This window comes from Paenibacillus ilasis, assembly GCF_043195395.1.
Lineage (GTDB): Bacteria > Bacillota > Bacilli > Paenibacillales > Paenibacillaceae > Paenibacillus_AQ > Paenibacillus_AQ lautus.
Window position 1 is genome coordinate 3,155,490 of the sequence record NZ_JBHDJG010000001.1, and the last position, 15,799, is coordinate 3,171,288.

At 48.2% G+C, this 15,799-nt stretch carries 11 protein-coding genes; 6 read left to right on the forward strand and 5 right to left on the reverse strand.

Annotated features, from left to right (window positions below):
* Window positions 1-21: 21 nt before the first annotated feature.
* The gene (locus ACETK5_RS14215; protein ID WP_394056367.1) at window positions 22-330 is read right to left on the reverse strand and encodes a helix-turn-helix domain-containing protein; all 309 of its coding nucleotides are present in this window, start codon (window positions 328-330) and stop codon (window positions 22-24) included.
* Window positions 331-616: 286 nt separating this feature from the next.
* On the opposite strand from ACETK5_RS14215, the gene ACETK5_RS14220 reads away from it, so the two are divergent.
* Together ACETK5_RS14220 and map are read left to right on the forward strand one after the other, a co-directional pair.
* Window positions 617-1,372: a TetR/AcrR family transcriptional regulator gene (locus tag ACETK5_RS14220; RefSeq protein ID WP_394056368.1), complete on the forward strand. Its 756-nt coding sequence runs from the start codon at window positions 617-619 to the stop codon at window positions 1,370-1,372.
* A gap of 20 nt (window positions 1,373-1,392) precedes the next feature.
* Window positions 1,393-2,139 (forward strand): type I methionyl aminopeptidase, encoded by a 747-nt coding sequence (gene map, locus ACETK5_RS14225; protein WP_394056370.1) that lies wholly within the window; start codon window positions 1,393-1,395, stop codon window positions 2,137-2,139.
* Window positions 2,140-2,554: 415 nt separating this feature from the next.
* On the opposite strand, the gene ACETK5_RS14230 is transcribed toward map, so the two are convergent.
* From ACETK5_RS14230 to ACETK5_RS14245, 4 genes are all read right to left on the reverse strand, one after another.
* On the reverse strand, window positions 2,555-4,939 hold the full coding sequence (locus tag ACETK5_RS14230) for a polyprenyl synthetase family protein (RefSeq protein ID WP_394056372.1): 2,385 nt from the start codon (window positions 4,937-4,939) through the stop codon (window positions 2,555-2,557).
* Between the two features lie 93 nt (window positions 4,940-5,032).
* A complete protein-coding gene (locus ACETK5_RS14235; RefSeq protein WP_394056374.1) occupies window positions 5,033-5,740 on the reverse strand; it encodes an alpha/beta hydrolase in 708 nt (235 codons plus the stop codon).
* Window positions 5,741-5,964: 224 nt separating this feature from the next.
* Window positions 5,965-9,417, reverse strand: a complete 3,453-nt coding sequence (locus tag ACETK5_RS14240; protein WP_394056376.1) for a glycoside hydrolase family 2 TIM barrel-domain containing protein — start codon at window positions 9,415-9,417, stop codon at window positions 5,965-5,967.
* Between the two features lie 276 nt (window positions 9,418-9,693).
* Entirely contained in the window at window positions 9,694-10,107 is a 414-nt protein-coding gene (locus ACETK5_RS14245; RefSeq protein WP_100536768.1) for a YugN-like family protein, read from the reverse strand.
* 494 nt (window positions 10,108-10,601) lie between these two features.
* Here ACETK5_RS14245 and ACETK5_RS14250 point away from each other — a divergent pair, with 494 nt between their 5' ends.
* From ACETK5_RS14250 to ACETK5_RS14265, 4 genes are all read left to right on the forward strand, one after another.
* The gene (locus ACETK5_RS14250; protein ID WP_394056378.1) at window positions 10,602-12,392 is read left to right on the forward strand and encodes a hypothetical protein; all 1,791 of its coding nucleotides are present in this window, start codon (window positions 10,602-10,604) and stop codon (window positions 12,390-12,392) included.
* A gap of 302 nt (window positions 12,393-12,694) precedes the next feature.
* Complete coding sequence (locus ACETK5_RS14255; protein WP_165789620.1) at window positions 12,695-12,850, forward strand: hypothetical protein; 156 nt, start codon at window positions 12,695-12,697, stop codon at window positions 12,848-12,850.
* Between the two features lie 41 nt (window positions 12,851-12,891).
* Window positions 12,892-14,235, forward strand: coding sequence for an ArsB/NhaD family transporter (locus ACETK5_RS14260; RefSeq protein WP_394056380.1), 1,344 nt, complete (start codon window positions 12,892-12,894; stop codon window positions 14,233-14,235).
* 235 nt (window positions 14,236-14,470) lie between these two features.
* Window positions 14,471-15,742 carry a saccharopine dehydrogenase NADP-binding domain-containing protein gene (locus ACETK5_RS14265; RefSeq protein ID WP_100536765.1) on the forward strand — a complete coding sequence of 424 codons (1,272 nt, stop codon included), beginning with the start codon at window positions 14,471-14,473 and terminating at the stop codon, window positions 15,740-15,742.
* Window positions 15,743-15,799 lie beyond the last annotated feature (57 nt).

Consider the following 15,799-nt stretch of genomic DNA (forward strand, 5'->3'; position numbering starts at 1 on the left):
ATAAACCAGCTGAGATCTCCGCTATTGTCCTGGTGTCAGTCCCGTGTGCCTCTTGAAGGTTTTAATGAATGTCGGGTAGGACTCAAATCCGCAGCGGTATCCGATATCGATTGTTGGCAAATCGGTATCCCGCAAGCAGATGGCGGCTTCGTTGATTCTGCGTTTACGTATGTACTCCTTAATGGGGTGTCCCGTCAGGCTATGAAACAATCGGTATAAATTGGGCAATGACATGGCCGCCACGCCGGCAATTTCCTCGAGTGTCAGCGATTCGGTAAGACGATGTTCGATGTAATCAATGGCGCGTTGAACGATTTCACTGCTCTGCATTTCAAATACTTTTGCCCCCTATCTATGTGGATTGGTCATGAGGTCATCATATCAAATTCCAAGCCGGAAGAACTGTACTTTTTTATCAAAAAATGAGAAGCGTTGCTATGACAACCGTTAGCGTAGCAAGTTTCCAAACCGGTCGCCGGTTCGAGGCTAACCCGTTAGTTAAGCACCGATTTCTAGGTTGAGCCGGAAATCCTTCAGCTAATCTCTTGTTATTCACAAGCCGATGTTTTATATTGACATAAGAGTAGGTCAAAAATAAAAGAGGTGAACGGACGAGGTGACTCCACGCACGAAGGAACAAAACGAAGAAATCCGGCTGCGGCGTCTGGTGCAAATCCGGAAAGCCGCTGCCGATGTGTTTTTGAATAAAGGGCCTTTACTGGAAATCCGCGATGTGGCCGTGCAGGCTGGACTCGGCTATGGCACGGTATACCATTATTACAGCAATAAGGGCGATTTGCTCCACGATCTGCTATGGGATGCGTTGGATCGGGCCGGGGAATGGCTGGAGGCCCCGCTGGAGGCAGCGATAGAAGCTCCGCTGGAGATCCCGCGAGCTTCGGCTTCGGGGGAGGCGCCGGCGGGCGGGCATTTCGGCTTGTCGGCTGCGGTAGACACCGGGAACCCGGCTGCCGCGGATTCCCGAGGCGGAAGCCGTGAAACGGCCGCTGCCGCAGAGCTTGCCCCCGTCGCCGCCGCCGGCGTCCGGCTGCTGCAGCTTTGGGCGGAGGACCACGCCCTGTACCTGCTGTTTAAGCTGGCCGGTGAGGGCTTTGCCTCGCTGCCTGAAGCGCGCTCGGTCCCGCTCTCGGCCGCCTTTCGCCGGGAGGTGCTCGCGCCGCTTGCCGCGCTGCTGGAAACCGGCCGTGCGGCGGACGGGGCTGCCGCTTCTGGCGGAAACGCGGCGGAGCCGCCGCTGCTACTGCGAGCGGAAATGCTGCTGGCCGCCTTGGTCGGCTGCGCCTCGCTTTCGCTCCGCCGCGGAAAGCTGCATGAGGAGGCCAGGGATATCGCCCGGTTTTTAAAATTATAGAATGGAGCGAATATACAAAGATGATCATTTTAAAATCACCTAGAGAAATCGAAGAGATGAAGCCGGCGAGCCAAATTGTTGCGGACTGCTACCGCGAGGTGACCAAACTGATCGAGCCTGGGATCACCACCCGGGAAATCAATGACTTTGTAGCCAGACACATCACCAAGCTGGGCGGCAAGCAGTTTACGAAAGGGTACAACGGTTTCCCCGCCGAAACCTGCACTTCGGTCAACGATGTGGTGGCCCACGGCATTCCTTCGAACCGGGCGCTGATGGATGGCGACTTGTTGAAGCTCGACATCGTCGTGGAATACGGCGGATGGTTCGGCGATTCGTGCTGGTGCTATGCGGTAGGCAATATCCGGCCGGAGGCGCAGAAAATCATGAAGGTGGCAAAGGAATGCTTGGATCTGGGGATCGCCCGGGCAATCCCCGGAGGCCGGCTCGGCGACATAACGTCGGCGATTCAACAGCATGCGGAAGCGAACGGGTTCTCGGTCGTACGCGATCTGCTAGCGCACGGGATCGGGCGGAGCCTGCACGAGGAGCCGAACTACGAGCATGTCGGCGTAGCCGGCAAAGGCATTCGGTTAAAGGAAGGCATGGTGTTTACGATTGAACCGATGATTAACGAAGGTACGTTCCGTATCACGATTGACGACGATCAGTGGACGGCGAGAACGGCCGACGGCAAGCTGTCGGCGCAATATGAGCATACGATCGCCATCACGCCGGACGGACCGCTGATTTTAACGGCCCAGTAGAATCGAGGCGAACCGACGGGAATGCGTCATTTTAGGAATAAGTCGCCAATCCGGCCTGCTAACCCTTCTTTACTTCGTTTTTCATTTGTCGAATGATCCTTAATGGGTTGCTTCCCAGTTCGTTGATTCCGTAGCAAAAAGGCATTCCGGGTGGGATGCCTTTTTGCTCCTCCATTCAAACTGCTTGTGAAGAAAGCTTGTGAGTAATGGCAGCAACAATTCCGGATTTGGCATATGGTCTTGACCCTATATCTTTTGGGAATACGCGGTATTTCTTCTGGATTGCTGCTTTCACAAACCATCCTTGTAACACGCATGGCCTTAACGAATGCCGGAACAAAAAAAGTGCTGGCATTCACGCCAACACTTCCACCCGGGATATTTTCTCTACATTCAACAATTTAGTTATAGCAATTTAACGTTCTCGATTTACCATGTAATTTAATAAATGCTTGAGAAACGCCGTATTGCGCGGTACCTCCTGGAGCGCCTCCATGGCAAGGCAATAATGCTCCCACATTTCCCGACTGGCGCCTTCCTGACCCAAAATGCTCACAAAGGTCGATGTGTTGTTCTCCACATCCTGCCCGCCGGGTTTCCCGAGCTGCTCCAAATCCCCCTGCACATCAAGCAAATCATCCTGGATCTGAAAGGCAATGCCCGCATGGTAAGCGAATTTCTTCAGTGTCGCAATTTCGGTCTCCTTCACCTGAGCAAGGATGGCTGGCATAACGAGAGATGCCTCGAACGCAATGCCCGTCTTGTAATAACAGACCGTATTCAACTCCTCCAAGGACAATGCCTTTCCTTTTGAATTCAAATCCATCGCCTGGCCCGCACACATGTCACCCGCTCGCTGGGACGAATATTGAATCAGGTTCAGCACTGTTTTCGGATCAAACCCTTCTAGGGACGATTGTTCCTCGATGGCCTTCTGAATCAGGAACAGGCCGGTGATTTCCGCCGTCGCGCTATCATGAACCCGATGCAACGTCGGTCGTCCTCGACGCGTAGAGGCGTTATCCTGGGACGGCAAATCATCGAAAATCAAGGAAGCGGTGTGCATGTATTCAAGCGATCTCAGCAGCGGCACGATGGCGGAAGCTTGCAGTCCGTATTCGTTCACGCCCATGACCCAAGTCAAGATGGGTCTTAGACGCTTGCCATCCCCTTCGAGCGTATAATTGGCGGCGTCAATGAGCGACTCTTTCATTGGTGGAATGCCAGGGGACTTCGCGATTTGCAAGCTGTTGTTGATCTCATTCCGAACGGTTTTGAAGGTATCGATAAAAAAATCCTTTTCCTTCCGCTCGTTTCGGAGTACCGAAATCATCTGGTCCCGCAGCAATTTATCGAAGAAATCCACCTGATCGGCTTTGCGAACCATTTGCTGGATAAGCCGATTAAACTCCGGGATTCCGGATGCAAAAACACCCATGATTTCATTATATTTTTCTGCCCCGACACGTGCTTTGCAGCGCTTCAGGCCATTAATGGCCCGGTCCAGCATCACCTCTCGCGTCTTGGCGTCCGAATGATACACGTCATGAATCAGATGAGAGATGACCGCCCAGTACAGTTCAAACGGATTGATAAGATCCGTACGCTGACCGCGATATTTTAAATAGTACGTGTACGGTGTTACCGCCCCGTCCTCCATATCCTGAAACATATCGGCAAAATCATCGGCCAACTGGTTGTAGATACCGTAGAAGAACGTCCGGTCCTCAAAGCCTTCGTCGGCCGATGCGCTGATGACGGAGCGGACGATCAATCGGGAGGACGATGATTTCAGGATGATCGGCAAATATAATTCCTCGTTGCTGTAATTGGGATTTGCGAGATCCTTAATGCGGTCAATGTGCTGAGATTGAAAAAACACATTAGACTGCTCGAAAAAAGCATGCTGCGTTTCCGGGCGTTGGTGCCCCTGAATATACTCAAATGCCTCCCGAAGCTCCGTATGAACGAAATGAACGAGATCCATGTTCTTACCGCTCCACTGACCAAGCTCTGGTACCGTTCCAGTGAGTAGCGCCTGACGTATCATCTGGGAGTACTGTTCCTTCTCTTGAGCGTTCAAGACGCCTGAATCGAGCAGATCGTCTATAAAAGGATAGGTCAACCCGTAAGAATAACCCAATCGGATGGCATCATCAAGGCGAGCCGAACGCTCTGCTGGCGGAGTCTCAGCCCCCATATCTTCAATGACATGCAGGACAACGCCAACAATAATTTTGATCAATTTGCGCTGGGCTTGCTCCGCATCCATCTCCTCCGGAATATGGGTCGCCACATGCTTCAGTTTGTTAATGACCCAAATCACGGCATTTTCTATGCCTTCCTTCTGGGCCCAGCGGTACAGCCCGGCCAAACTCATATAATCCGGCGTGTCCCCTCCATTCGCACTGGTGGAGCGAAGGAGAAGTTTTTTGGTATCGGCAACAACGCGCCGAATTCTGGCCTTCGTGTCAGACGAGTCCAGAGCCATACCCAGATCTCTCATATAAATATAGGAAATGCTTCGATCCAAGTAATCTTCCAATCCACCGGTATAATGGAGCCATCCGATATATCTATGATAATCCCGGGTATCCGGTTTCTTTTTACTCGGCGATAAAAAAGACAGCCATGAAGGACGATGAATATGCTTCCTTTTCCACATTAGAATGTCTTCTGTCAGGATCGGCACATAACTCTTTTCCTTGACCTGTACATAAAGTGATGCAAAATACTGAGCTGCCTTCTGCTCAGCCCGCCGATATCCCGTATCGGCATAATCTGTATACGCCACATTCATATGATGGAATCCCTCAACTTCTTTAAGTGTTTAACATGTACCCATGTTTATAACCTATATACGTAGAAGTTTCAATCGGGTTACATTTCAGTTTCAGCGTTGAAACGAATCGATAGCCTGTATCCAGATGTCCATAGCCTCCGTCACTTCGATCAACTGCTCTTCTGGGGTTAAGGAAGCTTCATTGTCTCCCTTCTGGAAACCGTAAGAACCGAATTGTCCGTGATTGCCGCCCGCAATATCCACGTATGTCGTATCGTCCGGCAGATTCTCTCTTGCAGCTTCCCATTTTGTTCGATCAAGAACACCATCCTGCGTACCGGTCATCTGAAGCGCGGACATTTTCAATGCGTTTAGCTTGCCTCCATCATCCGCATATGAGGCCATAAAATATACACCGTCAATAACATCCGCATGTTCAGATGCATATCTGGCAGCAAAAACCCCGCCTAAGGAATGCCCACCAATGACATAACGGTTGCCGGGATGCTCCGATATAAACGCATCCGCCTTATTCTGTCCGAACACGGCGAGATTCAAAGGCATGGATGCAACATACACACGGTGCCCCTTCTCAGCCATTCTCTTGGCAAAAGGCGCATAACTTTCGGGCTCCACCAAACCACCCGGATAAAATATAATGTCAGGCTGGATAACCTCCCTGCCCGCTGGCTCGAAACGATAACCGTCTTTAAGTTGTTCGATGGTTATTTTGGTATCATGTTGAAACACCGCTTGCGCTTCATCCAGCGGTTCATAGGTGAGGGAGTCCAGCAGGACCCCAGCCGCTATAATCACCATGACTAAAATGCATAGGGTCCATATGCAGAATCTGCGCCACCTCTTGCTCTTCGGTCTATGGTTTGGCCTCATTTCCATCACGTTCCCTTCCATCTAGGTATGTCAACCACTTAATTATACCGCAGGGTTAATTAAATGCCTATGAATCCGTTCAGAGATATTCTTATCTTCATTAAAACAAAAGAAGACTGCCGATTGGATCAGCAGCCTCGATAACCCGTGTATTATGAACCTGATCGTACAAACCGGAACCAGCCAAAATCAAACTGGCTTCCCGGCAGGAAGATGAACGTCACCTTCTGTTTGCCAGTCACATGCTCCAGATCGAATACTCGCTCTTCGTATCCATCAGACTGCGTAAATTCAACAAGCTGATTGCTTTCCCCTTCCGAATGGGCAAACCGGATATGAATCGTGTTCTTATCTATGGCTGAACGGCCGTATACCGCCAGTTTCGATGTACCTGCTTCTGAAAAATCCATAGAGTCAAACTCAAGGGAAACATTATTTCCTATACCTTCAACAACCTTGTCATCCATAATCTTAAAAGTATCTCCATAGATCCGATCGCTATCTGCGGCAAAATTCTGCTCGAACGCTCGATTCCCCGCTTGAAAATAAAACCCTTTGATATGCACCTTCTGACGAAGGACAAAGCATATTGACGTGATGCCACGCAGCTTCTTGGACAACCGGTAGGTTTCTTCCTGATACACGTTCCACTTGGACTCTTTCTGATACATACAATCGGCCAGCAAAGAGCTGCCCTCCTCACCGGGCATGCCTTCCCAGATTTGCAGCGAGTACGCTTCGCTTGATAGTGCAAATATCGGAATGGTTATCGTATCGGAACCATGGGGACCAAAATCGATGTCCCGAAACCCGACTTGCGTCTCGCCGTCTCTGCTCGTAGCTACGCCTCTTTCGTTCCCGTTTCCAACCTCACCTTGACTGTAGTCATACAGTCCTGCAGAAATGAAGGAGTATGGGTCTTTGTACGCTGCACCCAAACCGTCGACTTGAAATTCAAGCTGAGAAATAAGCTTGGTTTTATCCGTCCCGTTCCGACTCGTACACCTCAAACGAAACTCACCGTCGCCAAGAGCAGTCACGATGGCTTTATGCCCATCGGCTTCCACACTGGCGATGTTGGATTCGATGCCGGCATCATTCACGACAGCCCATTCGACCTCTTGATATGAGGTTTTTGGCGGATGTAAAATGGCATGCACCACCATTTGCCGATTGGACGGATGAAAGGTTTGACCTCCTTCGCTGATCAGTTCCATCTTGCGAAGCGGAAGCTCCAGCATACTCCCCGTCAGGCACGGCCCCTCTTCGTTATTCATGCTTGCCGATATGCCCTTCCTCACTTCATCCCGTGCAGGGACGGATGTCAAATGTAGAACTCGGCTCTCCATACCAATCGAAGACACTTCGATTCGGATTTGGCCTGGCTCCAATGTTGCTCCGATGATCGCCATCAGTTTACCGCTGAACAACCTTCTGCTCCGGCCTTTGTACGGATCATAATCCGTGCTGTCCCCATTATCGAGTCCAAGCAATCGCCCGGCACCCGTGACATGGACCTCCACCCGGTTATTCGCGTTCTCGACGGCATGGCCGTCCTTATCTTCCATCGCGATTTCAACAAAGATAAGGTCTGTTCCGTCGGCAGTTAATTCTTCTTTATCCGGGCGCAAAACAATTCGCTTGGCATCACCAAATGAGGATCGTATATCCGTAGCCACGATACGGCCTGCTTCGTCATAAGCGATCGCTTTCAATTCGCCTTTCACGTAAGGAATCTTCCACCAACCCACCAGCTCTCTTCCGTGTGCATGGTCAATATCATGCTTACCCATGGTTTCCCCATTAAGCTGCAGTTCGACGCTGGGCGCATTGGAACAAATGCGAACATCGATCCATTGACCATCGTTGAAATCCCAATATGGCAGCAGATGCACCATAGGTTTCACTTGGTAATCCGTCCAGGCCGCTTGATAGATATAATAAGAATCCTTCTTAAAGGTGGCCGTATCCACCTGTCCGAAATAAGAGTTTTTGGTATGATACGGCGTAGGCTCTCCAATATAATCGAATCCGGTCCATATAAACTGTCCCAGCGAGAAAGGCATATCCCGCTCAGCCAGTATGCAGGCCTCCGCCGATTTGGCCCCCCAACTTGTCGAGCTGTTTCCAAGGGAGGAACACTGCTCGTCATCATCGGCCAGAATGGATTTTTCAAACGGAAAATGATAAATGCCTCTGCTTTGTACAACCGACGCGGTCTCGCTGCCATAGATGATCCAATCCGGATGTTCCCGGTGATGCTTCTCGTAATATTTCTCGGCATAGTTATAACCTGCCACCTTTACGATGTCGGCACATTGTTGAGCGTTCTCCCAAGGCATATAATTGGACCCGATGGTAACGCTTGCATTTTGCTTGGGATCGTATCGTCGGACCTCTGCCATCAGCATTCTTGTTATATCCTGCCCCCTCTCATCCGCATGGGTATCATATATTTCATTACCGATACTCCACATCATGAGGGACGGATGGTTCCGATCCCGCTTGACCCAGCTCTTCACATCGCGCCGAACCCAATCCGGGAAGAACCTTGCATAATCATAAGAGGTTTTCGGTCGTTCCCACATATCAAAGGCTTCCGATACGATCAGCAGTCCCATCTCATCCGCAAGATCCATCAATTCCTTTGCAGGCATATTGTGAGCGGTGCGGATCGCGTTAGCTCCCATGTCTTTCAAAATGGCCAATCTTCTGGCTAGGGCGGTTTTGTTGAAGGCTGCTCCCAAGGCTCCGAGATCATGATGCTCGCAAACGCCGTTCAATTTCAGTTTACTGCCGTTCAAGAGGAAGCCCTGATTGGGATCAAGCTGAATGTGGCGGAGTCCCACGTTGTGCGATACCGATTCTACCATTTCATCGTGCGAGTCTGCCGGTCGATCTGTTCCAGTCACCTTCATTTCGGTAACCAACTGATACAAATGAGGCTCATCCGGGCTCCAGAGCAATGGACGCTCTACGGCTAAAGTTTGCGTATTCGTTATGCTGCCAGTGCGGATTGCGTTGACGCGATCTGACACCTCTGCGATCCTCTGACCATCCTTCATGATCACGTGGCTGATAAGCACATCATTTACGATGTTCACTTCCGTGTCGACTTCGACCAACCATCCGTTTTCCTGATATTTTGTCGATATGTAAATACCGTCCGTTGCGATATGGTTCGCTACCCTTGTCTTTAACCACACATTACGATAGATGCCCGCACCCGAATACCAACGGCTGTTCGGACTTTGATGCACCACCTTCACAACGATGACATTCTCCCCTTCTACCAGGACATCCGTTATTTCGTGTTCAAAGGAGGAATAGCCATACTTCCATTCACCCACGTAATGACCATTGACATAGACCGAAGAATCCATATACACGCCGTCAAAACACAGCAGAACCTGACCGCCTTCGTTATTCCACGACCATAGCTTCCGATACCAGCCTATGCTGTTTTCATATAAATTCTCCGTGTTATAAATAAGCCAATCATGGGGAATATCCACGGGTTTGAATTTTAGATTCGCCGAATCCGTAAGGTCAAGACTGCTTTTTGCAAATGTCCATCCATCATTAAATAATGTTTTTTTGTTCATGGGTGGTATCACCTTCTTCATTTATTTAATCATTCCATGTTGGCAGCATATTGAAGCCTGTCTATCCTACTATATCAGGATGCTTGATCATTTGATCCCGCTTTTACAAAAGTACTAAAGTTTTCAAAGGATATTCTTTAATTGCCATATTTCTTTTCTGCCCATACAAAAAAGGAGCCCTTTGGCGGCAGCATGCCTCAGAGCTCCTTTACTTGTTATGATGGATATATGAAAAAGAGATCAAGAAAACTTGATCTCCTCGAATAGCGCCGAGTGTTAGTGCAAGTACCCTGTCTCCACTTCGTCCAAGACTTTTCTTGCTTGTTCAATCCACATATCATCCACCGATGCGTCAGGGTCGATCGGAGCCTGGAATTGATCAAAGAGAGCTCCCATTAAACGAGGTACCGCATGCTTGTCGGTTCCCGTATTGTATATATGTCTGAACACGAATGGACGGCCAAGCTTTATCGTAGCATGACAACCGCCGCATTCGCCGTCCAAGCTGCCTTTGGTGACCAGAAAAGGGATCCGAAGCCACACCATCCGCTCCTGGTCCAACCGCCGGTCCAGATAGCCATGCTTGTAATCCCAATTGCCGGCTAACGTAAAATCATGTTTACATAGATAGGTATCAATATTCACAAAACGGTCTTCAATATTCTCCAATCTCGATTCCAAATTAATCATGTGCGCCCGCCTTATCTTTTTAGTCCTAGCATGGGCTTGAATTCCAAGCAATATACGGATCTCATTTTAAGATTTCAACATGACAAATCGTTTCCATATATGCGGAGTCTCGCGGTCCAAATCTGACGAGCCGCTCCTCTCCCTTAAATTACTAGTCGCTATGATGTAAGCTTTCAAATCTCCTCCATAACCCATAAATTTAATGAAGTTTTTTATTAAAATAGTGACACTAGGCCATATCGAAGTCAAAAACACAACTTTTTTCCTAAGCAGTTAGCCTTAATCTTGTTCAAATTCATATAATTTAGTTCATTTAGTTAAACATTTCCAAATATAGAGTAGTTCCTTTTAAACCGATCATTCGTTCGATGTAATCCTTGCTCCCTGTCCCGTGAGAACAAGGGCTCATCTTTTTTTGAGGTATCAATGCTATAATAACCCCGTTTACTAAATAGAGAATACGTGGAGTTCTCGCAGAGAAACGGAGGAAAAACATGAAAGTAAAAAGTTACCCGATGCTTGCCGGCCTCTTGGCTGTCATGCTTCTGGTGGGGCTTCATACCCCGGCTTATGGAGAAAATGCTACAAAAAAAGCAACTTGGATCTGGCAGACGAATCTGATTCAGGATGGCGGCGAAGAAGTGCTTCGTTTTTCCAGAGAAGAGGGAATTAATCTAATCTACTTACAGATTGATCGTCAACTGCCGTCCGAGATTTACGAGGCATTTATACAGCGTGCGCATGAGAATCAAATCGCGGTGCATGCTTTAGGAGGAGATCCAAGATGGGCCCTCACCGAACATCGGGAGGATATGCTCGGACTCGCTGATTGGGTGATCAACTATAACGGCAAGGTTTCGGCTGGTGCCAGATTTGACGGAATCCATCTTGATATAGAGCCGTACGTGCTTCCCCACTGGGAGGATGAGAAGGACAAGATCATCAGCACCTGGGAACAAAATCTTAAGGTATTCCTGAATCAAGTATCCGGGAACGACCTGGAGCTCGGAATCGACATCCCCTTCTGGTTTGATCCATACACCTTGGGTAGTGGAACCAGTCTGAATGAATGGCTGATCGGTACATTTGATCATGTTACCGTGATGGCCTACCGGAACGAGGTAGAATCCGAGCATGGGATTCTGGACCTGACGCGAGATGAGCTTGAGCTTGCCAACAGGCTTGGTAAGCAGATTCTTATTGGGGTTAATACGAAGGAAATGCCGGGTGAGTCTCACACCAGCTTTTATGGACATGGTAAGGAAAGAATGAACGAGAAATTGGAGCATCTGTCCAGTGCGCTCAGTTCATATGCATCCTTTGCCGGAATCGCTATCCACGATATTCGCAACTGGCAAAACATGTCTGATGATGAGAGCGTACCGCCAGACGATAAGGAACCAACTTCTCCATCGCCGGCCCCCGATCCGGATCCTGAACCGGGAGAAGGCGGTCGCGTGCCCGATGCGGATCCGGTTACACGGGACCCTATCGTAAGAGGCACCTATATATGGGAAGCCCATGAGGTGATTCAAAACAGTCAGGAAATACTTGATTTTGCGAAAGCGAAAAACTTGAACTGGCTGTATGTAAGGCTGGACCTGGAGCAGCCTTACAGTTCGTACTCATCGTTTGTTAAACAAGCGGCTGCAGCCGGAATTGAGGTTCATGCCATGGGTGGCCATCCGATATGGGCACTTGAGGAGAACCGGCCCAGAATGCTGCGATTGGTCAATTACGTGAAGAACTACAACCGCGCAGTGGAAGGCAATGAGCGTTTTCATGGCATTCATCTGGACATTGAACCTTATGTGCTGCCTGCATGGAGGGAAAATTCGCAGCAGGTTATTTCCGAATGGACCGCGAATCTGGATGTCTTTGTTACGGAATTGAAAAAAGATTCCAACCTGGAAGCAAGCATGGATATGGCCGTATGGCTGGACAAATATAAAGTTACCGGCCAAGATATGTCGCTCAGCAAGTGGATGATCAACCGTATGGACCATGTTTCTCTCATGGCCTTCCGGGATACAGCGGAAGGATCGAACGGGATTGTCGGGGTCGCTAAGGAAGAGATTGCATTTGCCGATGAGCTGGGCAAGCCGATCAAGATTTCTGTAGAGATCAAAGCCAGCCATGAAGGCGATCATATTTCCTTCTATGAAGAAGGAGCAGGTTACATGGAGGAAGAGCTTGCCAAGCTGCCTGATTTATTGAAGGATTCACCTTCCTTTACCGGTAGCGTGGTGCATGCTTATGCTTATTGGAAGAATGCTAAACCGTGAATACCGTAAGTTGAGGTGAAAATAGCCCCGCTGCTCTATTTGAGCAGCGGGGTTATTCTATATGTTCCCGCAGACTCGTCCCCTTTTGTCCATTTCCAGAATCCTACCTTCATCCCCTTCATGTTTAAAAGACTACCTATCGCATGCACGACCCTACAATCGCGGAATATCGCGCGATCAAGGCAAATCCATTAGAGCAATGCCAGTCCTCGATACATATAAATAGAGTATATCTATCTACTAATTATGAATGGTAGGTATCTTTACAAAAAATGAATAAGTGACGGCGAGGAGTGATATTCGTGATCGTGCTCATTGTTATTTTGTTGGCAGGCTGGGGACTTTACTCTCTACTAACGCCTCCTAAACAGATTCCAATTGAATCTATTAAGGATGAGGCTGCAAGAGAGCAAGTTGCTTTTATTAGTGTCGTGATCCCCGACAATAAGGATACGTAACCATTGCAAACGATCAATGATAGAAGGGAGTGAGACACTCCATGCTCAGTCCAGCAGTGATCACACTAACCATTGCAGCCTTTATAATCGCCATGGTTCTAATCATATGGCGTCCGAATGGATTAAATGAAGCCATACCGGCTTCCGTTGGTGCTGCAATCGTTGTATTAAGTGGGAGCGTATCGTTGCCGGACCTCCTAACGATCGGGTCAACCTTAAGCAGCGCTGCCATTACGATTATAGCCACCATTGTCATGGCCATCATACTCGAGAGTTTCGGGTTTTTCAATTGGGCTGCCGAGGGCTTGGCGGCCAGAGCTAGAGGGTCGGGAATTCGGCTGTTCTGGTATGTCAATTTATTATGTTTTCTAATGACGCTATTCTTTAACAATGATGGAAGCATACTCATTACAACGCCGATCCTCCTTATTCTGCTCAAGCGACTCGGACTCAAAAACCATGAAAAAATCCCTTATCTACTCTCAGGCGCACTCATAGCCACTGCATCAAGTGCACCTATAGGCGTCAGCAATATCGTAAATTTAATCGCTTTAGAAATTGTGGACATGGATCTTTACATGCACACCATGATGATGTTCGTTCCGGCGACCCTCGGGCTTTTGCTGCTCGTATTTCTGTTATTCCTCTGCTTTAAACATCAGCTGCCGCGTAGGCTTCATGTGAAGAAACATTTGGGCGAAGGTAAACATCCGCTAAGCAGTTCCCTGAAATCTCCAGCAGATGTTCACATACGCAATTTGTTTATGCGTAATGTTCTCCTGTTTGTTTTTACTGTTCGAATTGCTTTATTCGTTGCTTCCTATCTAGGAATACCTATCGAAATTGTTGCCATCCTAGGCTCAACCATTCTATTGTCCTGGAGATGGGCCGTTCTGAAAATCCCCCCAAACGATTTATTGAAAAAAACACCCTGGCATATTCTTGTCTTTGCCTTCGCGATGTATGTGCTCATCTATGGACTTCATAACATCGGTTTAACGCAGCTTTTGATCCAATTCTTCGAACCTATCGTTGCAACAGATCTACTAAACGCCAGCTTGTTAATGGGTGGCCTTCTCTCTTTATTATCGATCCTCTTTAACAATCACCCTGCCCTGATGGTAGGCACCATCACGCTAACCAATATGAACCTTGATCCGCTAACTCTCAAGATTGCTTACCTCGCAAGTGTAATCGGCAGTGATATTGGAGCGCTGCTTCTCCCGATGGGTACTCTCGCTTCCCTTATATGGATTCATATTCTGAAACAGCACCATGTCAAAATCAAATGGAAGGATTATATCAAGGTCACGATATTGACCATCCCTCCTACCCTTATATTTACGCTGGTGATTCTGGCCTTTTGGGTTCAATGGCTATACTGATGCTGATGCGGCAACTCGAGGAGAGCATTGAAAATGATGTGGCGCGCCGTTCATCGTTCTTTAAGAACGATGAAGAATACGCACATCATTCATTGCTCTCTCTTTTACGTCCAATTCGTTCCGCTGACTATGTACATATCATGATTTCGAACGAATATCAGCATTCCGTGTGTGTTCGTACAGACCTTTCCACCACTCTATGAATAATGTGTTACTAGAAAGGAGTTGGTAGAATATGAAGCAGCCTCCCATCGTTATCAGCATACTTGGGAGTTCCGGCGGAGTGGCTAAAGCAATCCTCTCGCTTTTAGAGAAAAGCCTTGGCGATATCCATGACCCCATTCATATCTTTATGAAGCACAGCAAGATTCATCTGATCGACCTGAAGCAGGAAGAAGCGGCACATTATCGAACATTCATGCCGAATTTGCTCAAGCATGCGACACTGCACCAATTCGATTTGAACCATTTGGAACAGTTTCGCCAGCATTTGCGCTCGACCGGCACCACGCATGTCATCGATGTATCATGGGCGGATACGGTCGATATGCTTACATGCTGCCAAGAAACCGGCGTACACTATATGAATACCGCGCTTGAAAATCCGAAAGTGGATGAGAATGAGAGTCTTGCAGGATATACGCTCTTGGAAAGGTACCGAATTTTCCAGGAAGGCCGAAATCAACCCTCACGATCTGCCGCCATCATCGGCACCGGTATGAATCCGGGTGTCGTCCAGTGGATGGCCATCAAGTTAATGAACGAAACACCTGGCGAGAAACCGCTGGCCTGTTATATCGTTGAACATGACACTTCACTATACAAAGACCCTTCTCTTGTTAAAGAGCGCACGATTTACTCCACTTGGTCGCCAGAATGTTTTCTCGATGAAGCCATTCTCAACTATCCAATGTTCATGAAGCATCGGTTTCCGTTCACCATGCATCTTCCGGTATACGAGCTTGAATTCAAGGTCACGTTAGGAAAGAAACAATTCTATGGATCATTAATGCCTCATGAGGAAGTATTGACCCTCGGCAAACTCTTCGATATGGAGACTGGTTTTATCTACCGCGTAAGCGACCATACCATTCATTTAATCCGTTCCCAGCTTGAAGATATTGACGAAATATGGGAATGGGATCAGCAGGTGCTTGATCCGGTGAATGGTGAAGTCGGAGGAGAAGATTTAGTGGGGGTTCTGCTTGTTTATCCAGACAAAGAGCGGTATATGTATAATGTTCTGAGCAGCGATGACATTTTCCCTCAATATCATATCAACGCCACCTATTTTCAGGTCGCCTGCGGCCTATATGGCGCATTATGCACGCTCCTCAAAGATGAAATTGCAAATGGGGTTTATTTCGTGGATGAATTACTCCTTCAGACCGAAAGTCGATACGGTGACTATCTGTCCTATTATATGAAAGATTTTGTGAGCGGCGAGAATCCGAGCACGGATGGACAACTGCTCGATCGCATGAAAAGATACCCTCCTCCCTCTTAAGGAGAGCTTCATTGATTAAATAATGACTTCATTAATATGAGTACCGACTCATATGGC

Excerpts from the sequence above, each read along its gene's own strand:
- ACETK5_RS14215 (WP_394056367.1), bottom strand. The coding sequence starts at position 330 with ATGCAGAGCAGTGAAATCGTTCAACGCGCCATTGATTACATCGAACAT.
- map (WP_394056370.1), top strand. The coding sequence starts at position 1,393 with ATGATCATTTTAAAATCACCTAGAGAAATCGAAGAGATGAAGCCGGCG.
- ACETK5_RS14230 (WP_394056372.1), bottom strand. The coding sequence starts at position 4,939 with ATGAATGTGGCGTATACAGATTATGCCGATACGGGATATCGGCGGGCT.
- ACETK5_RS14235 (WP_394056374.1), bottom strand. The coding sequence starts at position 5,740 with ATGGTGATTATAGCGGCTGGGGTCCTGCTGGACTCCCTCACCTATGAA.
- ACETK5_RS14240 (WP_394056376.1), bottom strand. The coding sequence starts at position 9,417 with ATGAACAAAAAAACATTATTTAATGATGGATGGACATTTGCAAAAAGC.
- ACETK5_RS14245 (WP_100536768.1), bottom strand. The coding sequence starts at position 10,107 with ATGATTAATTTGGAATCGAGATTGGAGAATATTGAAGACCGTTTTGTG.
- ACETK5_RS14250 (WP_394056378.1), top strand. The coding sequence starts at position 10,602 with ATGAAAGTAAAAAGTTACCCGATGCTTGCCGGCCTCTTGGCTGTCATG.
- ACETK5_RS14260 (WP_394056380.1), top strand. The coding sequence starts at position 12,892 with ATGCTCAGTCCAGCAGTGATCACACTAACCATTGCAGCCTTTATAATC.
- ACETK5_RS14265 (WP_100536765.1), top strand. The coding sequence starts at position 14,471 with ATGAAGCAGCCTCCCATCGTTATCAGCATACTTGGGAGTTCCGGCGGA.